This window comes from Streptosporangium sandarakinum, assembly GCF_013409935.1.
Taxonomy (GTDB): Bacteria; Actinomycetota; Actinomycetes; order Streptosporangiales; family Streptosporangiaceae; genus Streptosporangium; species Streptosporangium nondiastaticum.
This window is the reverse complement of sequence record NZ_JACCCO010000002.1, coordinates 1,476,320-1,502,035: the sequence shown is the minus strand read 5'-3', so window position 1 is coordinate 1,502,035 and position 25,716 is coordinate 1,476,320. Positions and strand designations below refer to the sequence as shown.

The following is a 25,716-nucleotide window of genomic DNA, read 5'->3' as shown; positions in this document are numbered from 1 at the left end:
CCCTGGGCCGTCACCGCACGGCGGCGATGGTCACTCGGGGAGGTCGAAGGGGAGCTTGAGGCCGTCGAGGGCGCTGGAGCACGGGCAGGCGCGCTCCTCCGGGAGGGCGGTGACGACCTCGGTGACGAGGGAACGCATGCGCTCGACGCTGGCGGCGAAGAAGGCCAGGACCTCCTCGTGGGTGACGCCCTCGCCGGCCTCGACCCCGGCGTCGTGGTCGGTGACCAGGGACAGCGAGGTGTAGCACATGGCCAGCTCGCGGGCGAGGATCGACTCGGGGAAGCCGGTCATGCCGACGATCGTCCACCCGTTGGAGCTGAACCAGCGCGACTCCGCGCGGGTGGAGAACCGGGGGCCCTCGATGACCACGAGGGTGCCGCCGTCGACCAGGTCCCACTGGGCGGAGCGGGCGGTGGAGACGGCCGCCGCGCGCCCGGCCGGGCAGTAGGGGTCGGCGAAGGCGACGTGCACGACGCCGTCGGCGTCGTAGTACGTCTGGACGCGGCCGGAGGTGCGGTCGACGAGCTGGTCGGGGACGACCAGGGCGCCGGGACCCACCTCGGGGCGCAGGGAACCGACCGCGCTGGGGGCCAGGACCTGGCGGACGCCGAGGGAGCGCAGGGCCCACAGGTTGGCGCGGTAGGGGATGAGGTGGGGAGCGAAACGGTGGTCGCGACCGTGGCGGGGGAGGAAGGCGACCGTGCGGGAGCCGATGCGGCCGACGGTGATGACGTCGCTGGGCGGGCCGTAGGGCGTGGAGACCTCGACCTCGGTGGCGTCGTCGAGCAGGGAGTAGAAGCCGGAGCCGCCGATGACCCCGATTTCCGCGCGAGTGACCATGGCGCCGAGACTAGCGCGGCCGGCGGCCCGGCGATGAGGCCGGACCGTGCCTGTGGACAACGGGCGGGCGCCGAGCCGCGCCTGTGGACAACTGCCGCGGGTCCGCTCCCGGGTGGGAGCGGACGGGCTCAGGCGGCGGGGGCCGAACTGCTCGCCGGGGTGGAGGCGGTGCTCTTCGACTCGGACGAGGAGCCGGACGGCTTCGACTCGCCGGACGAGCTCGACGACCCCGAGGAGTCCGAGGAGTTCGACGACCCGGAGGAGCTCGACGAGCTGGAGGAGCCCACGGTGCTGGAGGAGGAGGACCGGCTGTCGGTCCGGTAGAAGCCGGAGCCCTTGAAGACGATGCCGACCGCCGAGAACACCTTGCGGAGCTGGCCGGAGCAGGACGGGCACTCGGTCAGGGCGTCATCCGAGAACTTCTGGACGATCTCGAACTCGTTGCCGCACGTGTTGCAGGCGTACTGGTAAGTGGGCACGCGCTCCTCCTCGTTGGTTCACGCCGGTTGGCACTCTACAGACGCGACTGCTAATGGTATTCGGCTGACAGGGGTGAACGCGAGTCGGGCCCTTGCCATTCCGCCAGTCAGTGAAGGCATCGGCTGGTCAGGGAAGACATCGGCCGGTCATGAAGGTGGCGGCCGGTCACGAAGATGCCGGCTGGTCAGCGAAGGCATCGGCCGGTCATGAAGGCATCGACTGGTCAGCGAAGGTATCGGCCGGTCAGTGGCCGAGTTCGCCGAACCAGCCCGCCAGCTTGCCCCGGCGGCTGATCGCCCTGATCCGCCGCTCGACCGGGTCGCGGCAGGCGGCGGTGGTCACGACCAGGAGCTGGTCGTCCACCTTGATCCTGGTGGTGTCGGTGGGCACGAACGTCCGGCCGTCCCTGACGATCAGCGTGACCTGGGCGTCGGTGGGCAGCCGGAGCTCGAAGATCTCCACACCCTGCAGCTTGGAGGTCGACGGGACCTTTATCTGCAACAGGTCGGCGTTGAGCTCCTCCAGCGGCGCCGACTCCACTTCGAGGTCCTGCGCCTCGTCCACCCTGGACAGCCCGAGTCGCGTGGCCACGAAGGGCAGCGTCGGCCCCTGGATCAGGGTGTAGACGACCACGATGACGAACACCTCGTTGAACACGAGCTTGGCGGAGCCGTCGCCGGCCGTGCTCGCCGCCCAGGGGATGGTGGCGAGCACGACGGGGACCGCGCCGCGCAGTCCCGCCCACGACAGGAACGCCTGCTCGCGCCAGTTGAGCCGGTCCACCCGGACGATCCGCACCAGGAAGGAGCAGACCACGATCGACAGTGGCCGGGCCACCGCGACCAGGATGAGCCCGGCCAGCAACCCCGGGACGATCGCCGACGGCATCTCCGAGGGACTGGCCAGCAACCCCAGCATGACGAACAGGCCGATCTGCGCGAGCCAGGCCACTCCTTCGGCGAACCCCCGGGTGGCGGCGCGGTGCGGCATCCGGGAGTTGCCCATGATCAGCGCGGCGAGGTAGACCGCGAGGAAGCCACTGCCGCCCAGGTGGACGGCCCCGGAGTAGGCGACGAACGCCAGGGCGAGCACGGCGATCGGGTACAGGCCGGAGACCGGCAGCGCGATCCGGCGCAGCGCGTACACGCCCAGGGGCCCGACCGCCAGGCCGACGGCGGCGCCCACCGTCAGCTCGACGACCACCTCCAGCAACGCGTGCCCCAGCGAGGGCGAGCGCGCAGTGCTCAGCAGCACCACCGCGATGACGGTGGGGGCGTCGTTGAATCCGGACTCCGCCTCCAGGGTGCCCGCCAGGTGGCGCGGCAGCGGCAGCCGGCGCAGGACGGAGAAGACCGCCGCGGCGTCGGTCGAGGCGAGCACCGCGCCGATGATCAGGGAGGTGCGCAGGTCCAGGCGGAGCAGCAGGTGGACCGGTACGGCGACGGCCACGATGCTCACCCCCACGCCGACGGTGGCGAGCACCGCCGCGAGGGGGACCGCCTTTTTGACGTGGTTCCAGTTGGTGGTCAGGCCGCCCTCGGCGAGGATGACGGCCAGGGCGATCAGCCCTATCTGCTGGGCGAGCTGCGGGTTCTCGAACTGCAGGCCCAGGCCGGACTCGCCGACGAGCAGGCCGATGCCGAGGAAGATGAGAAGGCTGGGCAGGCCGGTGCGGTGGGCGATGCGCACCGCGACGATGGCCGCGATCACCACGCCGGCGCCCAGAAGAAGCCAGACGTCGACGTTCATCTGGCCCCCTCTCCTACCTCGGCGACCATTCTGTCGTATTCGGTCTACTGCTCCGTCTCACCCGTCCGGGGCGAGCCGTACCGCACGTCCAGGCGCACGGTTCACCCGGTCCCCTCGACGCGCGGCCGTACGACGCTTCGGCCCCTCGGCTCCCTGCCGTACGGCTCGCCCCGCCAGGCGGATGCTTCTCCGGCGTGCGGCCGTACGGCTCATCCGGCCAAGCGGACGGTCCCCCAGCGTGCGGTCGTACGGCGCTGCGGCCCCTCGGCTCCCTGCCGTACGGCTCCCCGCCAGGCGGATGGTCCCCCGGTGCGAGGCCGTACGGCTCACCCTGCCAGGCGGACGATCCCCTCCGGGGTGGCCGCGTAGCGGACCGGTACGTCGTGCGGCTCGGCCGGCACGCCGTCCATCAGCTCACCCTCGTGCAGCAGCGCGACCGTCGGCACGTTCGGGCCGACCCGGGCCAGCGCGCGGTCGTAGGATCCGCCGCCGCGGCCGAGCCGTACGCCGGTCGCGCGGTCCACGGCCAGCGCGGGCACGATGACCAGGGCGGCGGTGCGGATCGCGTCGATGCCGCGCCGGGTGTCGACCGGCTCCATGATCCCGAAGCGGCCGGGGGCGAGGGTGTCGGGGCCGTCGTACACCGCCCAGTCGAGGTCGTCGTCGTCGCGCAGCACCGGCAGCATCACGGTCGCGCCGTGCTTCCACAGCGCGAAGACGAGGCCGTGGGTCTCGGGCTCGGCGCCGATCGACCAGTAACAGGCGACCAATCCGGCCATCTGCACCCAGGGCTGGTCGAGCAGGGCGTCCCTGATCCGGATGGAGGCCGCGTGCCGCGCGTCGCCGGGAACGGCGGCCCGCGCGCTTTCGATGACCGACCGCAGCCTCGACTTGTCCACAGACGCCTCCGTTATGGTTTCGGTTATGACCGACTTCCATTCTGTGACCAAAGCCGTAGTCCCCGCCGCGGGGCTGGGCACGCGCTTCCTGCCCGCGACCAAGGCGACCCCCAAGGAGATGCTCCCGATCGTCGACAAGCCGGCGATCCAGTATGTCGTGGAGGAGGCCGTCTCCGCCGGTCTGCTGGACGTGCTGATGGTGACCGGGAAGAACAAGCGTTCTATCGAGGACCATTTCGACCGGGCGATCGAGCTTGAGGACGTGCTGGAGGCCAAGGGCGACGACGAGCGCCTGTCCAAGGTGCGTGAGCCCGCCGACCTTGCGACCATCCACTATGTGCGGCAGGGCGAGCCGCGCGGCCTCGGCCACGCGGTGCTCTGCGCCAAGCAGCACGTGGGCGACCACCCGTTCGCCTGCCTGCTCGGTGACGACCTGATCGACCAGCGTGACGAGCTGCTCAAGCGGATGATCGAGGTGCGCCAGACCCACGGCGGCAGCGTCATCGCGCTGATGGAGGTGCCCCAGGAGCAGGTGTCCCTGTACGGTTGCGCCGCCATCGAGCCCACCTCCGACGACGACGTTGTACGGGTGACGGACCTGGTGGAGAAGCCGCCGGCGGACGAGGCGCCGTCCAACTGGGCCATCATCGGCCGTTACGTGCTCGACCCGGCCGTGTTCGAGGTGCTGGAGAACACCGGGCCCGGCCGCGGCGGCGAGATCCAGCTCACCGACGCGCTGCGCACCCTGGCGGGCCGCGGCGAGGACGAGGGCGGCCCGGTCCACGGCGTGCTGTTCCGCGGCCGCCGCTACGACACCGGTGACAAGCTCGAATACCTGCGCACGGTGGTGAAGTTCGCCGCGGACCGGCCCGACCTCGGACCGGACTTCCTGCCCTGGCTGAAGGAATTCCTGGCGTCTCGATGAACCATCCCATGAGAACGGTCGACGACCACCTCTCCGACATCCTGCGGACCGTGCGGACGCTCGCGCCGCTGGAGGTCGACCTCGACCAGGCGCTGGGCACCACCCTCGCCGAGGAGGTCACCTCCCCGGTGCCGCTGCCGTCGTTCGACAACTCGGCCATGGACGGTTACGCCGTACGGGCCGAGGACCTCGCGACGGTGCCGGCGAAGTTGCAGGTGCTCGGTGACATCGCGGCCGGCGCCGGCCGGACGCTCGCCGTCGGCCCCGGCACGGCCGTGCGGATCATGACCGGAGCCCCGGTGCCGCCGGGCGCCGACACCGTGATCCCGGTCGAGTGGACCGACGGCGGCACCGTCGAAGTGCGGATCGACCGGCAGGCACCGGAGGGCAACGCCATCCGCCGCGCGGGCGAGGACGTCTCCGCGGGTCAGGCCGTACTGCCGGTGGGCACGCCCATCGGACCGGCGCAGCTCGGCATCCTCGCCGGGGTCGGTCGCCGCCGGGTGCTGGTACGGCCCCGCCCCCGGGTCGTGGTGATCTCCACCGGCGCCGAGCTGGTGGAACCCGGCGCGCCGCTGGAGGCCGGGCAGTTGTGGGAGTCCAACAGCTACACCCTGGCCGCCGCCGTCCAGCAGGCCGGCGGGGAGGGCTACCGCGCCGGGATCGTGGCCGACGACCCCGCCCGGTTCCTCGACCAGCTCGACGCCCAGTTGCTGCGGGCCGACGCGGTGATCACCAGCGGCGGCGTCTCGATGGGCGCCTACGAGCCCGTCAAGGAGGCGCTCTCGCCGCTCGGCACGGTCCGTTTCGAACGCGTCGCGATGCAGCCGGGTATGCCGCAGGGGTTCGGCGTCGTGGGTCAGGACCAGATCCCGATCTTCGCGCTGCCCGGCAATCCGGTGTCGTCCTTCGTGTCGTTCATGCTGTTCGTCCGGCCCGCGCTCCTGAAGATGCGCGGCCTGGCCGCCGGGCCCCCGTACAGCGTTCGGGGGGTGACCACCGCGCCGCTGCGCTCGCCACAGGGCAGGCGGTCCTACCTGCGCGCCGTGCTCGGCCACGACGGCGCGGTCACGCCGGTCCGGGGGCAGGGCTCGCACCAGCTCGCCGCCCTCGCCTCGGCCAACGCCCTGATCGCGGTCCCCGAGGACGTCACCGAGCTGCCCGAGGGATCGAACGTGGAGGTCATCCCGCTGTGAGCGGATTCACACACATCGACGAGACCGGCGCGGCCCGCATGGTCGACGTCTCGGCCAAGGACGTCTCCGCCCGTACGGCCACCGCCACCGGCAAGGTGCTGCTGTCGGCCGAGGCGGTCGCGCTGCTGCGGTCGGGGGAGGTTCCCAAGGGCGACGCGCTCGGCACCGCCCGGATCGCGGGGATCATGGGCGCCAAGCGCACCCCCGACCTGATCCCGCTCTGCCATCCGATCGCCCTGCACGGCGTGAAGGTCGACCTGGCGGTGACCGACGACGGGGTGGAGATCACCGCGCGGGTGAAGACCGCCGACCGCACCGGCGTCGAGATGGAGGCGCTGACCGCGGTCTCCGTCGCGGCGCTCGCGCTGATCGACATGGTCAAGGCGGTGGACCCGGCGGCGGTGATCACCGACGTGCGGGTGGAGGAGAAGACGGGCGGCAAGACCGGGGTCTGGACCCGCCCGTGACCGGCCGCCTTGAGCAGACGCGGATGAGGACCGGGTGATCGGGTGAGGGCTTTGGTGATCACGGCGTCCAACCGGGCCGCCGCGGGGGTGTACGAGGACAGGTCCGGCAGGCTGCTCGCCGAGCTGCTGGCCGAGGCCGGGTGCGAGGTGACGGGCCCGCGGGTGGTGCCCGACGGCGGGCCGGTCGAGGAGGCGCTGCGGGCCGGGGTGGCCGAGGGCCACGATGTGATCGTCACCACCGGCGGCACCGGCCTGACACCCGCCGACCTGACCCCGGAGATGACGCGCCGCGTGCTCGACCGGGAGATCCCCGGCATCGCCGAGGCCATCCGCCAGTCGTCCCGCGACAGGGTGCCCACCTCGATCCTGTCCCGGGGGCTCGCCGGGCAGGCCGGGAACACCCTGGTCGTCAACCTGCCGGGCTCCTCGGGCGGGGTCCGCGACGGCATGGCCGTACTCGCGCCGGTCCTCAGGCACGTCGTGGACCAGATCCGGGGGGGAGACCACCCACGCTGACCGTGCCGGCCCGGGGGACCCCGCCGGTACGGGGGAGGACCCCGCCGGTACGGCGGGCGGCGCGCCGGGGGCGGAGGCCGGAAACCGGGGCCGGGGCCTGGTTCTCGGGACCGGGACCGGGGCTGTTCCGGCCCTTCCGGCCGTGCCGGGGCCGTTCGGGTCGGGCGGGCCGGGGTTGCTCGGGTCGGCCGAGGCCGTTCGGAGCGGACCGGGACTGCTCGGTCGGTCCGGGGCTGCTCGGGCCGGTTCAGGGCCGCTCGGGTGGCCGGTGCCGCTCGGGCCGAGCCGGGGAGGAGAGTCCGTGGCACGGTGGCACGCCTTGGGAGGATGATGGAAGGCGTGGATCGACTACGTGGCTGGCCGGTGACCCTGACGGAAGGACCCGTGGGGCTTCGGCCGTTGCGGCTGAGGGATGTGCGCGTCTGGCGCGAGTCGCGGCTGCGCAACGCCGACTGGCTGCGTCCCTGGGAGCCGAGCAACCCCGAGACGCCCCTGTTCCGCACGGGGCTCGGCCCCTACGTGTCGATGACCGCCACGCTGCGCCGGGAGGCCAGGCAGGGACTGGCGCTTCCCTGGGTCGTCACCTACCGGGGGGCGTTCGCCGGGCAGTTGACCGTCGGCGCGATCGTCTGGGGGTCGGCCAGGTCCGCGCAGGTCGGCTACTGGGTGGACAGCGCCGTGGCGGGCCGGGGCATCATCCCCACCGCCGTGGCCATGGCCGTCGACCACTGTTTCTTCACCACCGGCCTGCACCGCATCGAGGCGAATATCCGTCCGGAAAATCACGCGAGTCGTAGAGTGGTTGAAAAGCTCGGTTTCCGGGAAGAGGGCATCAGACGTCGGCAATTGCACATTGACGGCGCCTGGCGTGACCATATTTGTTATGCGCTGACCGTTGAGGATGTGCCCAGAGGGCTGCTGACCAGGTGGCGCAGGGACCGCGAGGCGGCGGCGCACGGAGGCGCTCCGCACGAAGAGGTTTGAAGATCTCGCGACACACCGCATCGAATACTCGTCAAATAGTGACACGCGGTCTTACGGTGCGTGACGTGAGCACATCGAGAGCGCCAGCGGACCAGCGGCGCTTTCGTGCTGCCCGGAGGTGGCCGTGAGCGGGAGCGTCCTTCTCTATCTGGCCATCGTGGTGATGTGGCTGTGCGTGCTCGTGCCCATGTGGTTGCGCCGTGACCGGCCCGCCTACACCGACACCGAATCCGGCGCGGACGCCGAAGCCGACGGCGTGGCGGACGTCGATGCCGACGCCGTCACCGTCGCCGAGCCGTACGGCCCGGCCGCGCGGGTGTCCGATGATGGGGACGGGGGCGGTGACACGCGCGCCGAGCCCCCCGCCGGCGCGGATGATGCGGCCGGCGACGCCTCCTCCGCCGCGCCCGGCCACCGGCTCCCGCGGTCCGCGGCCGAGCGCCGGCGCGCCGAACGGCGGCGCAGGGCCGCCCAGGTGGCCAAGCGCAGGCGGCTGACGCTGTGGTGCGTGCTGCTGCTCCTCGCCTCCGTGGTGACGGCCGCGACCGGGGTGATCCCCTGGTGGGGGATAACCCCCTCGGTCGTTCTCCTGGCCGGCTACCTGATGGTCCTGCGGACCGCCGTGAGGGTCGACGCCGAACGGCGCCGAGCCGCCGCCTTGGCCAGGGCGGAGCGTGCCAGGCGCGCCCGCCGGCGCGCCGAGCTGGAGGTCCGGCGGCCGGTGGCGGAGGTCATCGACCTCACCGCGCTGCGCGACGAGCTGTTCGACCAGTACGCCGAGACACCGCGCCGCGCGGTCGGCGACTGACGTCCGGCGGCGGGGCGTCCACCGGAGACCTCGCCCGTTCCCGGCTCCGGCATGCTTCCATCGGCCTTCGGCCCGGTCAGGGCGTTCGGCTCACCGGCTCCGGCCAGAACGGGTTCCGGCCGATGAAACCCAGCAGCCTGGTCTGGACATCCGCGTCATCGGGCACCCTGATCCGGGCGCCGTACTGGCCGGAGGAGCGAAGGACCTGCTCTATCTCTTCCATCCCGGCGAGGAGCCGGGCGCAGAAGCCGGGGTCCAGCCGGTCGTCCTGGCCGGTGGCCCTGGACAGGTCCCAGGTGTGCATGAACACGTCGGCGGTGTAGAACTGATCGATCGCGGTGTCCAGCGGCAGGCTGCCGATGTGCGGATTGGTGAGTTTCCGGTGCGCGGTCTCCGGGTCGTCCAGTACCGCCTGCACACCGTCGCGGTGCGTCTGCCACGCGGCGACCGGGTCGTCGTCCACCGACGGTCCGCGGGGCAGGTCGACGTCGGCGCCGGAGGTGAGGAGCGCGGGCAGCCATTCGACGAGGTGGCGCACGACGTCGCGGGCGGTCCAGCCGGCGACCGGGGACGGCGCGTCCCAGGACCGGGTGCCGCGGACCCGGTCGGTGAACAGTCCGGCGATCTGCCGGTGCCGCTCGGCCGGGTGGTCAGACAGTGCCATCGATGAGCATCCTCTCCAGCTTCGCGTGACCTTCGCCGACACCGACCTCCATGCCGCCGCGCAGCCACGCGTCACGACTCTCGAAGCTGTCGACCAGCGACTGCGTCCGCAGCCGCGTGCGGCCGTCGCCCAGGTCCTCGAACCACAGCGTCTCCAGCGCGACCCCGTCGGGATCGCCCTCGAACGTGAAGGTCTGCACGATGCGGTCCGGCCGTACCTCGTGGAAGCAGCCGTGGAACCCGTACTCCGTGCCCCCGTGCGCCGAGACGTACCGCCAACTGCCGCCGGTGCGCGCGTCCCAGTGCTCGATCCGGGTGACCGTGGCGTCGGGACCCACCCACCGGGCGAACAACGCGGGATCGGTGTGGGCGCGGAACAACTGCCCGGGCGTCGCCGCGAAGTCACGCGTCATCCGGATGACCGGCAGTCCCGGGTCGGCTTCGATGGCCGTCTCCATGATCCTGTTAATGCTCGTCTCCCCTCATCTCCGCCAGGACGGCGTCAAGGCGGCGGTAGCGCTGCTCGACGCGACTCCGGTGGCGCTCGATCCAGGTGTCCATCAGGTCGAATGCCTGGGCCTCCAGGCGCACCGGCCGGGGCTGCGGCCCCGGCGGCCGGCTGACGAGCCCGGCGTCCTCGAGCACCCGCAGGTGCTTGTAGACGGCCTGCAGCGTCATCCGGTACGGCTCGGCCAGCCGGCTCACGGTCGCGTCGCCCTCCGAGAGCCGGGCGACCATGTCACGCCGGGTCGGATCCGCGAGGGCCGCGAAGACCCGGGACAGCGCGTCCGTGCTCATCACCCCTCCGGTTTTCAACTCAACGGTTGAAAGAATCTTAGGCCGTAGATCATCCGTTTATCAACCCCACGGTTGAAAGCCTCGTTCCCCGCCGATGCCGACCGTCTCGGGTCATCGGCTCCGGCACCGTGATGTGGCTCACGCCGAACGGTCCGCTCCCGCGCCGCACGGCGCGACCGGTACCCGGCTTGGATGCCGCTGCCTGCGGCTTCCCGCCGCACCGCGCCGCCTCTTCCGGCCTCCCGCGCGATCCCCTCGATCTACCCGTCCTCGGGTGGCGCGAGCGGCTCCAGAAGTTTGCTAACCTAGTGCAGGTCTTGGGGATGTAGCGCAGTCCGGTAGCGCACTTCGTTCGCATCGAAGGGGTCAGGGGTTCGAATCCCCTCATCTCCACCCAGGGCCGTTCTTGAAACGGCTGGACTGAAGTTGACGGGATCCCGTCTGATCATAGAGATCAGGCGGGATCTTGTCGTTTCAGGGGTTTCCGAATCAGGTTCGTCCTGGTTTGGGAGCCGCGGAGCAGGTGTCCGGGAAGGCCCGGGTGATGTCAGGCCGCTGGTGGAGAACCGAGACCTGGCCGTTGGGCATGGCGAAGCCGGCGGCGGGCGAGGTGCTGCGACAGGGTGGTGGGTTTTGCGGCTTATGGGGCGGATGGTGGCCTGCTCTGGCCTGCGGGTGGGGTGCCGTCGAAGGGCCCGGCTGGAGTCTGCGGAGTGGCGGCGACCGCGTCGGGCTCGTCTGGGGGCTGCTGGGTGTGGCGCCATTGGTCGAGGAAGTGGTCGTTGGCGACGGTGACGAGCAGCGCGACCAGGATGCTCTGGGCGACGCGTCCGTGGGCGAGGCGGTTCTTGGGATCTCCGAGGTCGAGGTCGTGTCCCTTGAGTCTGCCGTTGATGCCCTCGGTGTTGGCGCGGACGGGCTTGTAGGTTCCGATCCAGGCAGGACTGAGATAGGCCACGTCCTGGCGGAACTTGTCGAGGTGGCCCAGGTCGCCGGGGCGCAGGGTGATGGTGTGCTGGTGGCAGATCTTCGGCAGTTCGCCGCTCTTGTGGTCGGGGGTTGGGGGCAGGACGCGGGGTTTGGCCGCTGGGTGGGCGGCTCGCTGCCGGGCGTCGGTCAGGTCGACCGCGGCGGGCCTGCTGGGCTCGCGCTGGTGGAGGCGGTCGAAGCGGGGGCAAGTGAGCGACGGGGAGGTGCCTGCTGCCGGGCATTGGAAGCGGATGGCGCCGTCTGCGTTCGCGCTCTGTTTGAGGCGCAGCAAGTACGGCTCCCGCGCAGCGATCAACGCGGTGAGTTCTTGCGATGGTGTGCGGATGGCGGTGTCGTCCAAGCCGGTGGTGGCCTGTGCGAGCTTGGCGGGCATCAGCGGGCAGGCCAGGGAGCCGTCGATGAGCAGCGCGCCGTGGGCGCTGCCCTGCACTCCCCGCTGATCCACTTTGTAATCGAGTGCGAGCTTGTAGCCGAGTTCGCGTGCGGGTTGAGCGAAATGGGCGGATTGCTGGTCGGTGTAGGCGCGGTCGGCGACGGCGAAGGCTGCGGGGAAGCCGAGCGCAACCAGAGGTTTCAAGGTGGTGATGGCGTTGGCGCCGATGCGTTTGTGCGGGGTGTCGAGGACCAGGCCGAGCGCCAACTGCGGAAAAGACCCGGAAACAGAGCGGGTGCGGGCGGCGACGGTGAGGGTGGCGCTGTAGCCGTACTCGGGTGGATCGTTTCCGGCCGAGTGGTGCCAGCCTGCGGTGATCTCGGTGGAGGCGATCAATTCGCCGGCGGAGCGGCGAGCTCGGGGCGGCCGGGCGAAGACCGGGGCAGCGGTGGTGTCGATGCCGACGTCACCGCTAAATCCTGCCAGGTAGCCGCGGCCTTTGCTCCAGCGGACCGGTGTGAGCACGAGCGCGGTGACGACGTCTTGCAGCAGGCCCCGCGTGCGGGTGTGGTCGGGATCGTCGTCTTGCCAGGCGGTGGCAAGCAGGTCGGCCTCGTGCTGGGGCAGGCGGGTGCGACGGTCGTGCCGGGCCGGGTCCAGCAGGCTGGTGAGCCGGTCGAAGGCGCGGTAGAAACGCCGGTTGTCGGCCAGGCAGGCGTGCGGATCGTCGGCAGATGGCCGGTCGGGATCCAGGCCCAGATGCTGTCGGGCGGCCGGGGACAGGCAGAAGGCGGCCAGCTGCCAGGCTTCGGCCAGGGTGGCTTTGCCGCTGTGGTGGATCGAGATCATCAGACAGACGAGCACCGCCCGGATCGGCACTCCCGCCGGGCCGGGGCGCTGGCCGAGCTCGTCGTTGATCAACGCCATGATGCCGGAGTCGTCCAGCAGCCGGGCGTAGTGGCTGGTGACGGCATCGGGGATCTGTGCCGTCTGCTTGGCAGGTGGCCGGGGCCGGGTGGCTCGGGCTCGGGTGGTGCGCGGCGGCCAGGCGCGTGGCTTCGCCGTACTCAACGGGCCTGTTCGTCGGGCCTGCCGCGCAGCAGCGCGACCGCGGTGGACTCGTCCAGGACGGGGACGAAATGTTGGTAGCGGGCCAGCGCGGAGGTGCTCATCCCGGCTGCGACGGCCACCACCCCCAAATCGATGCGGGCGCTCAGCAACTCGACGATCCAGGAGGAGCGCAGCCGGCGCACCGACAGGGCGGGCAGGCCGCCGGTCGGGGTGTGGCGGGCGGTCCAGGAGCTGAACAGGTTCTTGGCGTGCCGGGCGGCGCGCCTGGGCCGGAATACGAACCGGTCGCCCGGCTGGTCGGCGGCATGAGCCAGGACGTCCTCCCAGGCGGCGCGGCAGACGATCAACCGCTCGGTGCCGGGGACGGCGACCACGACCGCGCCGCAGTCCAAGCGGCGCAGATGCCCGGTGCGGACGGCGGCCACTTCTCCAGAGGTCAGACCGCAGCCGCAGGCGAGCGCCATCAACGCCAGAGCGTCGCCCCTAGCCTGGCCAGGCAGGCGTTCGGCCCAGCCGCGAAGGCGGCCGAGCTGGGCCGGCGAGTACGGCGGGCTGACCTTCTTGGGGGCTTTCATCGGTGGCGGCACCTGTTCGCCGCGTTCCAGCCAGGCCAGCATGGCGCGCATGTGCCGCAGCCAGGACCGGTAGGTCTGCGCCGAGCTCGGGGCCAGGTCGGTGCAGCCGGTCAGGACGAACGCGTCGATCGTCTCGTGCCGCAGCCACACTTCCGGGTCATCGGGCAGGCCGGAGCGGTGACACCACACGGCCAGCCGGGTGGTCGCGGTGAGCAGCCGCTGCACTCGGTAGGGGGAGCGGTTGGCGCTGGCGGCGACCAGCATCCGGACGTGCCCGGCGATCTGTTCCCATTCCGGCGTGGCCTGCTGCGGCCGGTAGCCGGTGATCTTCGCCGAGGTTTCCGCGTCGAGGGTCACACCCCATCCATAGCGGCAGGACAACCTGCCGTTACGGAGGACGACGACATCTACCGAAAGGAGTCGTTTGTCATGGTCGGAGGACGCGGGCGTTCCCGCTCTCCCCGGGAGCTGGCCGACGACCCGGAGAACTGGCCCCACGCGGACCTGTCCGGCCATCCGGCCGCCGCCGTCGTCCAGGCCATCGCCGCGACTCTGCAAGCAGTGATGACCGAGCGAAGGCTGAGCTTCCGCCGGCTGGCCGAGATCAGTGGGGTGAACCGGCAGACCGTCAACGACGTGGCCGCCGGACGCTGCTGGCCTGACGTGGCCACCATCGCCCAACTGGAGGTCGGCCTGGCCGTCCGGCTGTGGCCTGCGTCGCCCACCGGGACCGGCGGAAACTGACCCGCCCCGGACCCCTTCTCGCCCTGGTGAGGGCATTGTCGATCCTTCCCGCGCCTGCCCTGCCGATCGCAGGGCAGACGAAATCCAGGCTCGACGCCTCCCCAAAGGTCCTCATTCGAGTTACTCTCAGGAGTGCGCGAGACACTGTCAGTTGATACCTGGAGGGTGCTCACGCAACCTCGGGTGCCGCCGAGGGCCTAATCTCGGCGGCACCCTGCTTGTCCGGCCCGGCGCCCACGACCGTTGTGGAACGCTTGACCTCTGATGTGTGGCTCTATGCCTCGTCGTCGGCGACTCCCCCCGGCGCGTGGCCATTGATGCCCGCGGCGATGGAGAACAGGCCCGGCTCGTGCTGGGTCAGCCAGCCGAGCGCCGTCAGCCGCTTGAGTCGCGCCCGGGTGGTCTCCACCCGGCCCCGCACGTCGGGCTCGCCCAGCGCTTGAGCCACTTCCTTGGCACGCATCGTCCGCCCGGAACTCGCCATGATCACAACGACCCGCTGGTCGAGCCCGGCGACTGGTTTCGGCGCTGGCGCGGCTTTCACTGGCGAGGTGTGTGTCGGGGCTTCAGGCGTGCCGCCAGACGGTGCCTGCTCGGGCCGGGAACGCCCGGCGAGCATCGGCGCGACGATCCTCCGGGTGGTGGCCAGGTCGCGCAGCTGCTCTTCCAGGGTCGCCACCTGCTCATGCAACGACTCAAGTTGTGCGCGGGCGGACTCCTCGTCCGCAGCCAACTGCTCCAGTAGCGATGCTTCGCCCAACGTCATGCCGACCTCCACATACCTGGCGCCGTGCGTAACCCGCAGAGAATGTGCGACCACACAGAGTCACGCAATGCCTGCAAACCGTAACTGTAGATGGCTTTGCAGCTCACGGGAAGAGACGCCTCTGCACTCGCTCCTTCCACCACCGAGCACAACTGCCCCTGTGCGACTGCAGACCCGCCGGATGGCTCGACAACCACACCCTGTGCGCCGCCTTGAGGCGATCCCCCGCTCAGAACCTTGGGGAGCGCAGTCCGCTCGACCTATTCGTGAACACCCCACCAGGGGCCGTTCTTGAGACGGCCGGACTGAAGTTGACGGGATCCCGTCTGATCATCGCGATCAGGCGGGATCTTGTCGTTTCAGGGGTTTGCGAATCGGGTTCGTCCTGGTTCGGGAACCGCGGAGCGGGCGTCCGGGAAGGCCCGGGTGGTGTCTGGTCGCTGGTGGAGGGCTGGGTTCGCGTCGCTGGGCATGGCGATGCCGGCTCCGGGCTGGACGCTGCGACAAGAGGATCTGAGTTGCTCGTTATTGGGATGGGTGGTGGCCGGCTCCGGCCCGTGAGCGGCGAGCGATCGAGGTGCTCTGCTCAGTCCCTCGGTCATCGCCCTGACGGTGGAGTACGTCCCTCGCCACGAAGGGCTGAGGTAGGCCAGGTCCTGGCGGAACTTGTCGAGGTCGCCGGGGTGCAGGGTGATGGTGTGCTGGTGGCAGATCTTCGGTAGTTCGCCGCTTTGTGATCGGAGGTCGGGGAGGCCACAACTTCCGTGACCAAGCCACAGCCACGTCCCAATCCGGCCCCCAGCTGCCTTGCACCGGATCCCCACATCAACCACGCACCCGGCACATATCGGCCTGCTCGCCCCGCAGTGCCCAGTGCTTTCTTGAGGCGTGCGGCGAGGCTCAGGGATCGATCGGGGAGATACCGGATGGCTAAAGTCCGCGGGTTCCGGCACGCTGCTGATCATGAGTGATCACGCGGTTCTCCTTGAGGAAGTGACCAGGACATATGGAAAGGGTGGAACCGAGGTGGCCGCGCTCCGGCAGGTCAGCGTCGCCTTCCCACGTGGCACTTTCACCGCTGTGATGGGCCCGTCGGGGTCGGGCAAGAGCACGCTGCTGCAGTGTTCCTCGGGGCTGGACCGGCCGGATTCCGGGGCGGTTCGTATCGCCGGGCAGGACGTCACCCGCTTGAGGGAGAAGGAACTGGCGGTGCTGCGCCGCGACCAGGTCGGCGTCATCTTCCAGGCCTTCAACCTGGTGCCGTCGCTGACCGCCTGGCAGAACGTGATCCTGCCCAGCAGGCTGGCCAGGCGGCGGCCCGACCCGTCCCGTGTGCGCGAGTTGCTGCACCGGGTCGGACTAGAAGGGCGGGAGAGGCATCGCCCGGCGCAGTTGTCCGGCGGCCAGCAGCAACGGGTGGCGATCGCACGTGCCCTGCTCGGCAGGCCGGAGGTGCTCTTCGCAGACGAGCCGACGGGGGCGCTGGACCGCAGCACCGGACACGAGGTGCTGGCACTGCTGCGGGAAGCGGTCGACGCGTTCGGCCAGACGGTGGTCATGGTCACGCACGATCCGCAGGCGGCAGCCCGGGCCGACAGCGTGCTGTTCCTGACCGACGGGCAGATCGTCGACGTCCTGGACAGGCCCTCGGCCGACCAGATCGGCATGCGACTGGGTGGCCGCCGGTGACACTCGTCCTGGCCTGGAACAACGTACGGGCCAATCGAATGAGCTTCGCCGCGTCGTTCGCGGCGGTGGTCTTGGCCGCGATGCTGGTCGGCGGTAGCGGCATGCTGGTCGCCGGCGCCGGAGCGCGCGACGAGTTGAACGGCGTCATGGGGTTGCTGGTGCTGTCGGCCGCGGTGTCGGGCTTCGTGTCGATCTTCGTGATCGCGGGCATGTTGAGCCTGCACGTGCTGCGGCAGCGCAGGACGTGGGGGTTGCTGCGGTCGGTCGGCATGACCCCGCGGCAGGTGCGGTGGCTGGTCACGGCGGAGGCGCTGGTACTGGCCGTACTGGCGAGTGTGGCGGGCTGCGTGCTGGCCGTGCCGTATGCCGTGACGATGGCGGAGGCCATGCGGATGACCGGCCTGGCGCCGGTGGGCGTTCCGGTGGAAGTGACGCCGGGACCGTTCATCATGGCACTGGTGGTCGGGCTGGCCGTGACGCTGCTGGCGGCCCGGAGCGCAGCGCGTAAGGCCGTCCGCGTGGGGCCTTTGGAAGTACTGCGGGAGAGCGCGGCGCAGCGGCGGCTGCTGCCCTGGCCGAGGGCTGTCATCGGGGTGTTGATGCTGTGCGGGGGCAGCGCCCTGGCCTATCTCGTGCCGCAGGTCAAGCCGGTGGCCGCATTTCCGGCCGGCTTGGGGGCGGCTATGGCTCTCTCCGTGGGCGCGTCCGCGCTCGGACCCATCGCGCTGGCCGGTATCGGTTGGCTGCTGGGAGCCGTGCTCGCCCGACTCGACCCGGGCGCCGGGATGCTGGCCAGGGCTTCGTTGATCACCCAGCCGCGCCGGGCGATGTCGGCCGCGTCCCCCGTAATGCTGACCGTGGCGCTCGCGTGCACCTTCCTGTTCGCCGTGGCGACCTCGGACGCAGCGGCGGGCGTGGTCCGTACGGGGACATCGGCGTGGGCGGCACCGATGATGGTGGGATCGGGTGTGGTCTACACCGTGATCGCGGTGCTGAACGCGACCGCGATGACGATGACCGAGCGGGCCGAGGAAATCCGGTTGTTGCGCACGGTGGGGACCAAGCCGCGGCAGCTCACCAGGGCGGTGATCTGGGAGACGTTGATCGTGACGGCCGCTGGAACACTGCTGGGGACGGGCATCGCGGTCGTCTGCCTCACCGTGCTGGGCAAGGCAGCGACCGGCGTGCCGTGGTTCGCCTACTCTTTGCCGCAATACGTCGGGCTGGTACTGGTCTGCGTGGTGAGCGGCCTGATCGGAGGGTTGACCGCCACACGGCGGGCACGGCGCGGGGTCCTTCTGCCCGACTGAGCTGAATGATGATGCCGTTGCGTGGGGGTGCGGATGAGGACAGGGTGGAAGCCACATCTGGGAAACGATCACGTCGATCCTGGGAAGCGATCTTCCTTGCCTCTGCTCCATCCCAGGCCAGACCTATTCGTGAACAGCCCACCCAGGTCAGAGGCCGCTTCCGAAAGATTGGGAGCGGCCTTCTGCGTTGCTGAGTGACTATGGTCCATCCATCAGGGCCGTGCCCCTCCGGGTTGCGCAGAGTTCAGCGGCGAGGTATCTCAGCGGTGAGCGATTCCAGTCCCGTGACCGTGTGGGTCTTCCTGGGCGACGGTGCGCGGTGGCCGTCCGGTGTGTTCCAGACACGAGAACGCGCCGAGTCCTGGATCAAGGTCGGCGAGTTGACGGGGATGCTCACGGAGTACCCCCTCGACGCGGATGTCTCTACGACTGGGCGATAGAGCACGGCTACTTCCAGCCTCGCTCCGCCCACCAGCAGACTTCCTCGTTCGTCGAGCGCTTCACGGCCGCGCAGCAGGAGCAGCCCTCCTCGCCGCGGGGGTCATCCAGCAACGACCCGCAGGGCGAGAGAACCTGCTGTCGCTTCGCCGGGGCGATTTAGATACTCGTCGGACGCAGGGTGGGTCTGGCTCGCCTGCGGACGGATGCCGCCTCGTGATCATTTGACCTCAACCTCAGTTGGGGTTGAAGACTCCTCTGTACCGGTGTCGGGCAAGCTGAGTACAGGAGAGCGGCTGACGTGCGAGTGGTGCAGGTGACGCGTTTCGGAGGTCCCGAGGTTTTGGTTCCGGGCGAGGTGCCGGACCCGGTCGCCGGACCGGGACAGGCGGTGGTCGACGTATCCGTCGCCGGCATCACGTTCGTCGAGACTCAGATCCGGCGGGGTGTCGACAAATGGCACACCAGGCCTGCACTGCCGTACGTGCCGGGCGGTACGGTGGCCGGTCAGGTGGGTTCGGTCGGGGAGGGCGTGGATCCGAGCTGGTCCGGACGGCGTGTCATCGCCGATGTGGGGGAGACCGGCGGCTTCGCCGAGCGCGCGGTGGCCGTAGTGGAGGATCTGATCCCGGTGCCGGACGGGCTGGGGTTGCCCGAGGCCACCGCTCTTCATACCGACGGCAGCACCGCGCTGGGGCTGGTCGAGGGAGCTCGGATCCTTCCCGGGGAATGGGTGCTGGTCGAGGCGGCAGGTGGCGGTGTCGGCACTCTGTTGGTGCAGTTGGCTCGGGCGGCAGGCGCCAGAGTCGTGGGAGCCGCACGCGGTGCACGGAAACTGGACATGATCCGTGGTCTGGGCGCGGATGTCGCGGTCGACTACTCGGACCCGGACTGGGCGAAGCAAGTACGCGAGGCGACCGGTGGCGCGGGGCCCGATGTGGTGTTCGACGGGGTCGGCGGAGCGATCGGCCGGGCCGCGTTCGAGGTGACGGCGGCCGGCGGTCGCTTCTCCATCCACGGTGCTTCCAGCGGTCAAGTCACGGAGATCGATCCTGCCCAGGCGCAACGGCGCGGAGTCGAGGTGATCGGGATCGAGCAGCTCTTCGGTTTCGGGCCGAAGATGCGGGGCTGGGCCGAGCGGGTGCTGTCGGAGGCGGCGGCGGGTCGGATCCGGCCGATCATCGGGCAGACTTTCCCTCTGGAGCGTGCTGCGGACGCGCATGCCGCGATCGAGTCGCGAAGTGCCCTGGGCAAGACTCTCCTGCTGATCTGATGATGCTTAGCGCGGTGGTCCCCCGACCAGATCATCTCTAGTCGATAGAGGCCGGAGGGAGTCAGCGAAGTGATCTGAAGTGCGGGTTATCGGGCCGGTGGTGGTCGGCTTCTGCCTGTGAGCGGCGAGCGGTCGAGGTGCTCTGCTGGGATCTTGAAGGTGTCGGCGGGTGTGTCGGGCCCGCTGGGGGGCTGGTGGATGTGGCGCCACTGGTCGAGGAAGTGGTCGTTGGCAACAGCGATGAGCAACGCGACCAGAATGGTCTGGGCGGCGCGGCCATGGGCGAGCCGGTTCTTCGGATCACCAAGGTCGAGGTCATAGCCCTTGAGACGGCCGTTCAGCCCCTCCGTCATCGCCCTGGCACGGAGTATGTCCCCCGCCACGAGGGGCTGAGGTAGGGCAGGTCCTGGCGGAGCTTGTCGAGGTGGTCGAGGTCGCCGGAACGCAGGGTGATGGTGTGCTGGTGGCAGATCTTCGGCAGTTCGCTGGTCTTGTGCTCAGGGGTTGGGGGCAGGCCGGGGCCTGCCCCGGCGAAGGCGCGCGGCGCACTGGCAAGATCCTAAAAGTGCAAGATCACCACATCGGAAGTCTCTACGGTTCGTAGGGGGTTGCCAAAGGGCAATCCTGGAGGCAATAGGGTCAACGACCATGATCAACAACTGGCGAGCGGACCGGATCGGAAGTGCCCTGGAGGGCGGCAATCCCACCGTGCTGCGACGGCTCGAAGCCGGCTTCGCGGTGATCGGCGATACCCAATTCCTGCCGGGCTACTCGGTCCTGCTGGCAGACGAGCCTGACGCTCAGCGGCTATCGGACCTACCCCGCGCCAAGCGACTGGCGTTCCTCTCCGACATGGATCGGCTCGGCGAGGCGGTTGAGCGGGCCTGCCGCGACCTAGACCCAGCGTTTCGGCGAGTGAACCTGGAGATCCTCGGCAACACCGATGCCTTCCTTCATGCGCATGTGTGGCCGCGCTACGAATGGGAGCCCGCCCATCTGGTCGGCCGCCCGGTGTGGCTGTACCCGCACGAACACTGGAGCGATCAGCAATTCGCTCTGGGGCCACAGCACAATGCGATGCGTGAGGCGATCAAGCGTGAACTGCATCTACTCTCGGGAAACGATCATTCCTGAATAGGGAGGCGATCTTCGAAGTAGCTCTCGCGCTGCAGGTCAGCCGTACTCGTGAACACCCCACCAGACGAAAGGCCCGGCTCCAGGTCATGAACTCGGGCCTTCGACGTGCTGAGATCCTTCCGAGGGCAGGGCGTGCTGAGGGCTGTCCGCCTACACTCGAAGACATGGGTGCCATGCGTGAGGAGCTTCACCACCTGGTGGATCAGGTGCCGGAGGCAGAGCTCCGGCCGGCCTTGGAGTTGATCCGGGGCTTCCTGGAGGAGCATGAGGAGGAGAGCGAGCGGGATCTGCCGTTCTTCGCCTCGTTTGAGGACGAGCCGGACGCGTCCGAGAAGTACCGAGAGATCCTGCGTTCCAGGTCGGGCTTCTGACGTGCTCCTGTGCGACTCGGGCGTGCTCATCGCGGTCGGGAGCAAGAAGGACAGGCACCATCACGCGTGCCTCGATCTGCTGCGCCGTACCAAAGGACCGATCCTTGTGCCGTCGCCGGTGCTTGGTGAGGTGGGGTATTACCTGACGGCCCGGGTCGGTCCCGAGGCGGAGCTGAACTTTCTGAGGTCCTTCGGCGGCAACGGCTTCCGGCTGGCCGAACTTGAGGAGAGAGACCTCGTTCGCATGGCGGAGTTGGCGCAGCAGTACATCGGCTTCCCTCTGGGAATCGTCGACGCATCGGTCATCGCGGTGGCCGAACGCTTGGGGCTGTCGACGATCGCCACGGTCGATCATCGGCACTTCCACGCGGTGAGACCCCGCCATGTCGATGCGTTCACCCTCCTGCCGGAAGGGATCACGAGCTTCGGCTGAATGGTCGGGACCAGGACAGACACATGATCAGCGAAGGTCGGCCGGAGTCAGTGAGAAGTCAGCGAACCCGCTGGCACGAGGACGCGGCAGGGATCATCAGACGGCACTGGCGAGGCACCTGACGGCACAGGATGGCACCCGACGAGTCGGCCCGGTACGCCCCACCGGTGTTCGCATCGAAGGGGTCAGGGGTTCGAATCCCCTCATCTCCACAAGACGAAAGGCCCGGTTCCAGATCATGGAGCCGGGCCTTTTCTGCTGCTCAGGGGCGAGATCCCGTCTGATCATCCCGTCCTGGACCTCGAACCGGTCGGCCTGATGAGCTTCGCCGATGCCCTACGCCGCGCTGACTGACCCCGAGATTGCTCGCGGCAGACACGTAAGGGCGAGGTTCTCTTCCGAGGGGTCGTCGATCACCAATCGTCGGTGATGAGGCGCTCGGGCAGGGCCGTGATCCTGACGGGCCCCCATCCTCGATAGACGATGTTCATCGTCATGGTCTCGATCTCACCGCCGCCGTACTTCGGGGTGAACCTCATGATGGCGTGGAATCGTCTCGGCAGGTTGTCCGGGCCCACCCGGAGTTTCCAGATGATCGGCCCGCTCCACGAGCCGTCCTCGTCCTCGGTCCGGAAGGTCATCCCGGCCTGCCTCTCGCCCAGCTCGGGAACCGTCACCGTGCCGCTGTGGAGGGTCGTCTTCACTCCCTCGAACGTTCCGCCATTGGCGCTGGTCGCACCGTGAGAGGCGCCCAGCTTGAGGAAGCCGGGGTTGATCAGGTCCTCTCCCCGGATGACCCCGGCGAAGTTCCGCCCGTAGAACCACTTCCCCACTGCCGACGGCGACTTCCAGACGTAGGCGCCGTCCTTGGATCGCACGTAGCCTGTGAGTAGGACTCCCGGCCGATGCTGATCCCCCGGGACCGGCCTGTTCCTTCTGACTCCTGGGTGATCTCCGTGGTGTCGGCGGCGTACACGCCCGAAGCCCTGAAGCGGTACGCGCCGGACGCCTTCATATCCCAGGTGGCTGGGGGTCCGCCTCGTCGTTTGATGGGGAAGCGCATGCTGCTTTTCTGCGCGGACCGCTTCTTGGTCGCTTTGATGACGGAGTCGAGAGACTTCGATGCGGGAGCCGCGTGCACGGCGCCGCCGGGAATCGCGACACTCAGCAGACCGGCCACCAGCGCGACGCTCATGCGCTTCATGCGCTGATCATCACGGATGGTGATCTCGATCTCGGCGCAGCGAGCCTCCTGCCCACCGCTCGTCAACGATCTCTCGGAGTTCACGCCGGTGGCGGCGGTCAGGGATCTCTTACGGGCACAACGAATCTCCACACAGCCCACGCCAGGTCTTCGACGGTTCGACACATACGGGGCGATCCGGCCCGGTGCGTAACGAGGTCACCATCTTCGGCCGGTTGGTCTCATCGGGGCGAAACCAAGGGCGGCGAGGGCGGCGGCGCCGCGCTCGGCGTGGTCGCCGCCGGCGAGCACAAGGGTCCGCGCGAACTGGTAGCGGCAGCCGGCGGTGCCGAACGCGTCCGTCGTGGCGAGCAGCGCCTCCCGGTCGCCGTCGAGCAGGGCTCCAGCCCGTTCCACGATGGCAGCGGCGACCGGGTTGCCGGCCACGACGGTGCGGGCCTCGGCCACGATGTCGCGGGCGTTGCGGCTTTCGGCGAGCACGGCGGTCTCGCTGCGCAGCGCGACATACCAGTGGTGCCAGATCCAGGTGATCCACTTCCACATCTGCCGGGGCTCAGGGGCCATCCGCTCCAGCGCCTCCGGCGCCTGCCCGTTGTGCAGCAGGAGCATCGCGTCGAAGACCGCCCCGTAGCCGCCGTAGGTATGCTCCGGTGAGCTGCCGAGCCGGCCCAGGATCTCCTGCCATGTGCGCCTGGCGTCATGGTCGTCGCGCAGGCCGTGGATCATCGCCACACCGGCCGCCGCCGGGGCGAGGATGGACCGGGCGGGGCTGCCTGCCCGCCGCCACGCATCGAGGAACCGGACGCTGCCGGTGAGCACCTCGTCGACGTCGCCCGCCAGCGCGGCGACCATCAGCAGCCGACACGTAGCGCGATGACCTACCTCCGCCAGCGATGGATGGTCGGCCAGCTGCCGTGCCCATCGGCGGGCGCCCTGCACGTCTCCCGCCCCGAGGCTGGCCTCGGCGACGATACCGAGCGCGTCGATCAGCTCATGGGTGCCGGCCGGCGAGATCGGCAGGGACGACAGGAGCATGATCCGGCGCCGGGCCGTGACCGCGGCGGCGAACGTGTCGCCGACCCAGCTTTGAGCGCCGGTGAGCGCGTCGAGTGCGGCCGACTCGGCGAGCGGGTCGCCGGTCCGGCGGGCGAGTTCGACGGCGTGCTCGGCGCGCTCACGCGTCTCCGGTACGGCGTTGCCGGGCGGGCCCTGGACGGCGCCGAACGCGTCGGTGAGCACCGCGGCCTCGGCCAGTGCCACCGCCGCCTGCGCGGCCGGATCGTCGCCGGCCTGCTCCCGCGCCTCGGTGATCAGCTGGAGCGCCTCCTCCTGAGACGGGTGCCGCACGAATGTGGTCGAGAACCGGAACGCGATGGTGGCGGCGGTCGCCAGGTCGGCGGCGGCAGCGGCGGCGGCGCCGGACGTGCGGGCGGCGTCCGCGGCCGCGCGGCGCAGGCGGTACATGTCATCGCCGGCTGTCCGGCACCCGGCTACGGCCGCGGCCTGCCGGAGCATCGACGCGGAGGCGGCCGGGTCGGTCGCGAGTGCGGCGGCCTGCTCATAGCGCCGCTGGGACTCGCCGGTCAGGTGACGGGTGAAGGTCAGCTCCGCCAGGCACCGGGCGAGCTCGAACGCGTCGACGCGCTGCTCCGGACGGTTGGCCGCCCACGCCAGGGCGGCACGGAGGTCGTCGGCCACCAGATCGAACCGGGCCCGCCAATCTTGGCGTACCACTGCCAAGTCGGCCGCCTGCGCCAGGCACCAGCGAAGGTGCCGGGATCGAGTGTTGATCAGCTCACCGGCCTCGGACAGCCGCTCCATTCCGTACTGGCGGATGGTCTCCAGCGCCCGGTACTCAGTCCTGCCCAGGGATGCCGTCACCGTCAGCAGACTCTGTTCGGCGAGCCGGGCCAGGCCGTCGGCGACCAGGCCTTCCTCGTCTTCATCCCCGGTCACCTGCGCCGCCGCCGCGGCGGTGAATGGCGCCACGAACACTGACACCCGGCGCAGCAGCGCCCGGTCGGCCGGTTCCAACAGGGCGTGGCTCCAGTCCAGCGCCGCCCGCACCGAGCGGTGCCGGTCATCGGCACGGGAGCCGCCGGTGAGCATCCGCAGAGGGTGGGACAGGGCGGCGGTGATGCCATCGACCCCGAGCATGGGATAGCGGGCGGCGGCCAGCTCGATCGCCAGCGCCATTCCGTCCAGCCGCTCACAGATCGCGGCCACCTGGTCGCGCAACGGCGGATCCAGCGGCCAGCCGACCGCCGCCGCCCGTTCCATGAACAACGCGACCGCGTCCGACTCACCGTCGACGGCCAGCGACAGCGGCGGGACCGGATATACCCGTTCGAACGGCACCATCAGCCGGGCCCGGCTGGTCGCCAGCACCGTCACCCGCGGGCACGTCGCCAACAGCCGCTCGAGAAACAGCGCCACCCCGTCCGCCACGTGCTCACAGTTGTCCAGCACCAGCAGCGCATGACGGTCGGCCAGCGCGGCGAACACGGACTCGGTCATGTCGCGGCCGGGCTGCTCACCGAGGCCGAGCGCTCCCGCGACCGCGGTCGCGATCAGGCCCGGATCGGTGACCGGGACCAGGTCGACGAACCACACTCCGTCGGCGTACTCGCCGCTCACCTCCGCGGCCACCGCCAATGCCAACCGGGTCTTGCCCACTCCGCCGGGACCGACCGCGGTCACCTGCCGGTGCGTCTTGGTCATCCCGGTCAGCTGGGCCCGCTCGCTCACCCGGCCGATGAACGAGGTCAGCGGGGTCGGCAGAACCGGTGCCGGGCCGACATCGGCCGGCGTGGGCGCACGCTGGGCGAGCGCCCGCCGATTCGGCACCTCCAGCTTGCGCAGCAGCGAGGAAACATGGCTCTCCACGGTACGCACCGAGATGCACAGCCGTGCCGCGATCTCGGCATTGCTGAGATGGGCCCCGACCAGCTCCAGTACCTCGGCTTCCCGAGGCGAAATCTCCACTCTCGTCACCACCGCCCCAGTTTGGCGTATGC

28 protein-coding genes, 1 tRNA gene and 1 pseudogene are annotated in these 25,716 nt (G+C 69.9%); 17 read left to right on the top strand and 13 right to left on the bottom strand.

Features of this window, described 5'->3' with window-relative positions:
- Positions 1 to 30: 30 nt before the first annotated feature.
- On the bottom strand, positions 31 to 840 hold the full coding sequence (locus tag HDA43_RS25235) for an S-methyl-5'-thioadenosine phosphorylase (RefSeq protein ID WP_179825742.1): 810 nt from the start codon (positions 838 to 840) through the stop codon (positions 31 to 33).
- Positions 841 to 1,008: 168 nt separating this feature from the next.
- Between HDA43_RS25235 and HDA43_RS36770 the strand changes: the two genes are divergently transcribed.
- The gene (locus HDA43_RS36770; protein ID WP_376770526.1) at positions 1,009 to 1,164 is read left to right on the top strand and encodes a hypothetical protein; all 156 of its coding nucleotides are present in this window, start codon (positions 1,009 to 1,011) and stop codon (positions 1,162 to 1,164) included.
- A 14-nt stretch (positions 1,165 to 1,178) separates the two neighbouring features.
- On the opposite strand, the pseudogene HDA43_RS36765 reads toward HDA43_RS36770, so the two are convergent.
- The 3 genes and pseudogenes from HDA43_RS36765 to HDA43_RS25220 all read right to left on the bottom strand — a co-directional run.
- A pseudogene (locus HDA43_RS36765) lies at positions 1,179 to 1,319 on the bottom strand (FmdB family zinc ribbon protein); the annotation flags it as partial.
- A gap of 244 nt (positions 1,320 to 1,563) precedes the next feature.
- Positions 1,564 to 3,069 carry a potassium/proton antiporter gene (locus HDA43_RS25225; protein ID WP_179825738.1) on the bottom strand — a complete coding sequence of 502 codons (1,506 nt, stop codon included), beginning with the start codon at positions 3,067 to 3,069 and terminating at the stop codon, positions 1,564 to 1,566.
- A 326-nt stretch (positions 3,070 to 3,395) separates the two neighbouring features.
- Positions 3,396 to 3,968 (bottom strand): 5-formyltetrahydrofolate cyclo-ligase, encoded by a 573-nt coding sequence (locus HDA43_RS25220; RefSeq protein WP_179825736.1) that lies wholly within the window; start codon positions 3,966 to 3,968, stop codon positions 3,396 to 3,398.
- A 25-nt stretch (positions 3,969 to 3,993) separates the two neighbouring features.
- Between HDA43_RS25220 and galU the strand changes: the two genes are divergently transcribed.
- The 6 genes from galU to sepX all read left to right on the top strand — a co-directional run bounded on the left by galU (position 3,994) and on the right by sepX (position 8,864).
- Positions 3,994 to 4,893, top strand: coding sequence for a UTP--glucose-1-phosphate uridylyltransferase GalU (galU, locus tag HDA43_RS25215; protein WP_179825733.1), 900 nt, complete (start codon positions 3,994 to 3,996; stop codon positions 4,891 to 4,893).
- An 8-nt stretch (positions 4,894 to 4,901) separates the two neighbouring features.
- Entirely contained in the window at positions 4,902 to 6,089 is a 1,188-nt protein-coding gene (gene glp / locus HDA43_RS25210; RefSeq protein ID WP_179825731.1) for a molybdotransferase-like divisome protein Glp, read from the top strand.
- The gene (moaC, locus tag HDA43_RS25205) at positions 6,086 to 6,556 is read left to right on the top strand and encodes a cyclic pyranopterin monophosphate synthase MoaC (RefSeq protein WP_179825729.1); all 471 of its coding nucleotides are present in this window, start codon (positions 6,086 to 6,088) and stop codon (positions 6,554 to 6,556) included. Before glp ends, moaC begins: the two co-directional genes overlap by 4 nt.
- Before the next feature lie 42 nt (positions 6,557 to 6,598).
- Positions 6,599 to 7,072, top strand: a complete 474-nt coding sequence (locus HDA43_RS25200) for a MogA/MoaB family molybdenum cofactor biosynthesis protein (RefSeq protein WP_179825728.1) — start codon at positions 6,599 to 6,601, stop codon at positions 7,070 to 7,072.
- Between the two features lie 330 nt (positions 7,073 to 7,402).
- A complete protein-coding gene (locus HDA43_RS25195) occupies positions 7,403 to 8,056 on the top strand; it encodes a GNAT family N-acetyltransferase (RefSeq protein WP_179825727.1) in 654 nt (217 codons plus the stop codon).
- 124 nt (positions 8,057 to 8,180) lie between these two features.
- Entirely contained in the window at positions 8,181 to 8,864 is a 684-nt protein-coding gene (sepX, locus tag HDA43_RS25190) for a divisome protein SepX/GlpR (RefSeq protein WP_312873533.1), read from the top strand.
- 76 nt (positions 8,865 to 8,940) lie between these two features.
- Here sepX and HDA43_RS25185 read toward each other — a convergent pair whose 3' ends face one another.
- The 3 genes from HDA43_RS25185 to HDA43_RS25175 are packed head-to-tail and all read right to left on the bottom strand — an operon-like array spanning position 8,941 to position 10,325.
- Positions 8,941 to 9,528 (bottom strand): TIGR03086 family metal-binding protein, encoded by a 588-nt coding sequence (locus HDA43_RS25185; RefSeq protein WP_179825726.1) that lies wholly within the window; start codon positions 9,526 to 9,528, stop codon positions 8,941 to 8,943.
- The gene (locus HDA43_RS25180; protein WP_179825725.1) at positions 9,515 to 9,985 is read right to left on the bottom strand and encodes an SRPBCC domain-containing protein; all 471 of its coding nucleotides are present in this window, start codon (positions 9,983 to 9,985) and stop codon (positions 9,515 to 9,517) included. The genes HDA43_RS25185 and HDA43_RS25180 overlap by 14 nt, the downstream gene beginning before the upstream one ends.
- A 7-nt stretch (positions 9,986 to 9,992) precedes the next feature.
- On the bottom strand, positions 9,993 to 10,325 hold the full coding sequence (locus HDA43_RS25175; protein WP_179825724.1) for an ArsR/SmtB family transcription factor: 333 nt from the start codon (positions 10,323 to 10,325) through the stop codon (positions 9,993 to 9,995).
- Between the two features lie 319 nt (positions 10,326 to 10,644).
- Here HDA43_RS25175 and HDA43_RS25170 point away from each other — a divergent pair.
- A tRNA-Ala gene (locus HDA43_RS25170) sits at positions 10,645 to 10,718 on the top strand.
- A 247-nt stretch (positions 10,719 to 10,965) separates the two neighbouring features.
- Here the strand turns inward: HDA43_RS25170 and HDA43_RS25165 are convergent.
- Both HDA43_RS25165 and HDA43_RS25160 read right to left on the bottom strand, forming a co-directional pair.
- Entirely contained in the window at positions 10,966 to 12,615 is a 1,650-nt protein-coding gene (locus HDA43_RS25165; RefSeq protein ID WP_179825723.1) for a hypothetical protein, read from the bottom strand.
- A gap of 140 nt (positions 12,616 to 12,755) precedes the next feature.
- Positions 12,756 to 13,691: a site-specific integrase gene (locus HDA43_RS25160; RefSeq protein WP_179825722.1), complete on the bottom strand. Its 936-nt coding sequence runs from the start codon at positions 13,689 to 13,691 to the stop codon at positions 12,756 to 12,758.
- Positions 13,692 to 13,763: 72 nt separating this feature from the next.
- Here HDA43_RS25160 and HDA43_RS25155 point away from each other — a divergent pair, with 72 nt between their 5' ends.
- Positions 13,764 to 14,078: a helix-turn-helix domain-containing protein gene (locus HDA43_RS25155; protein WP_179825721.1), complete on the top strand. Its 315-nt coding sequence runs from the start codon at positions 13,764 to 13,766 to the stop codon at positions 14,076 to 14,078.
- Positions 14,079 to 14,352: 274 nt separating this feature from the next.
- Here HDA43_RS25155 and HDA43_RS25150 read toward each other — a convergent pair whose 3' ends face one another.
- Entirely contained in the window at positions 14,353 to 14,844 is a 492-nt protein-coding gene (locus HDA43_RS25150; protein ID WP_179825720.1) for a hypothetical protein, read from the bottom strand.
- Between the two features lie 963 nt (positions 14,845 to 15,807).
- On the opposite strand from HDA43_RS25150, the gene HDA43_RS25145 reads away from it, so the two are divergent.
- From HDA43_RS25145 to HDA43_RS25135, 5 genes are all read left to right on the top strand, one after another.
- Complete coding sequence (locus HDA43_RS25145; protein ID WP_179825718.1) at positions 15,808 to 16,533, top strand: ABC transporter ATP-binding protein; 726 nt, start codon at positions 15,808 to 15,810, stop codon at positions 16,531 to 16,533.
- Entirely contained in the window at positions 16,530 to 17,843 is a 1,314-nt protein-coding gene (locus HDA43_RS25140) for an FtsX-like permease family protein (protein ID WP_179825716.1), read from the top strand. Before HDA43_RS25145 ends, HDA43_RS25140 begins: the two co-directional genes overlap by 4 nt.
- Positions 17,844 to 18,043: 200 nt before the next feature.
- A complete protein-coding gene (locus HDA43_RS36845; protein ID WP_446697293.1) occupies positions 18,044 to 18,283 on the top strand; it encodes a DUF7710 domain-containing protein in 240 nt (79 codons plus the stop codon).
- Positions 18,205 to 18,444 (top strand): DUF7710 domain-containing protein, encoded by a 240-nt coding sequence (locus HDA43_RS36840; protein WP_446697295.1) that lies wholly within the window; start codon positions 18,205 to 18,207, stop codon positions 18,442 to 18,444. The genes HDA43_RS36845 and HDA43_RS36840 overlap by 79 nt, the downstream gene beginning before the upstream one ends.
- 138 nt (positions 18,445 to 18,582) lie before the next feature.
- On the top strand, positions 18,583 to 19,554 hold the full coding sequence (locus HDA43_RS25135; protein WP_179825714.1) for a zinc-binding dehydrogenase: 972 nt from the start codon (positions 18,583 to 18,585) through the stop codon (positions 19,552 to 19,554).
- Between the two features lie 86 nt (positions 19,555 to 19,640).
- Here the strand turns inward: HDA43_RS25135 and HDA43_RS25130 are convergent, their stop codons facing one another.
- Positions 19,641 to 19,907: a hypothetical protein gene (locus tag HDA43_RS25130; protein WP_179825712.1), complete on the bottom strand. Its 267-nt coding sequence runs from the start codon at positions 19,905 to 19,907 to the stop codon at positions 19,641 to 19,643.
- Between the two features lie 295 nt (positions 19,908 to 20,202).
- Here HDA43_RS25130 and HDA43_RS25125 point away from each other — a divergent pair, with 295 nt between their 5' ends.
- The 3 genes from HDA43_RS25125 (at position 20,203) to HDA43_RS25115 (ending at position 21,495) form a co-directional block, all read left to right on the top strand.
- Entirely contained in the window at positions 20,203 to 20,688 is a 486-nt protein-coding gene (locus HDA43_RS25125; protein WP_179825710.1) for an HIT family protein, read from the top strand.
- 167 nt (positions 20,689 to 20,855) lie between these two features.
- The gene (locus HDA43_RS35335; RefSeq protein ID WP_179825708.1) at positions 20,856 to 21,062 is read left to right on the top strand and encodes a hypothetical protein; all 207 of its coding nucleotides are present in this window, start codon (positions 20,856 to 20,858) and stop codon (positions 21,060 to 21,062) included.
- Position 21,063: 1 nt separating this feature from the next.
- A complete protein-coding gene (locus tag HDA43_RS25115; protein WP_179825706.1) occupies positions 21,064 to 21,495 on the top strand; it encodes a type II toxin-antitoxin system VapC family toxin in 432 nt (143 codons plus the stop codon).
- A gap of 413 nt (positions 21,496 to 21,908) precedes the next feature.
- On the opposite strand, the gene HDA43_RS25110 is transcribed toward HDA43_RS25115, so the two are convergent.
- Positions 21,909 to 22,373 carry a hypothetical protein gene (locus HDA43_RS25110; protein WP_179825704.1) on the bottom strand — a complete coding sequence of 155 codons (465 nt, stop codon included), beginning with the start codon at positions 22,371 to 22,373 and terminating at the stop codon, positions 21,909 to 21,911.
- A gap of 524 nt (positions 22,374 to 22,897) precedes the next feature.
- A complete protein-coding gene (locus HDA43_RS25105) occupies positions 22,898 to 25,684 on the bottom strand; it encodes an ATP-binding protein (RefSeq protein WP_312873532.1) in 2,787 nt (928 codons plus the stop codon).
- Between the last annotated feature and the right edge of the window lie 32 nt (positions 25,685 to 25,716).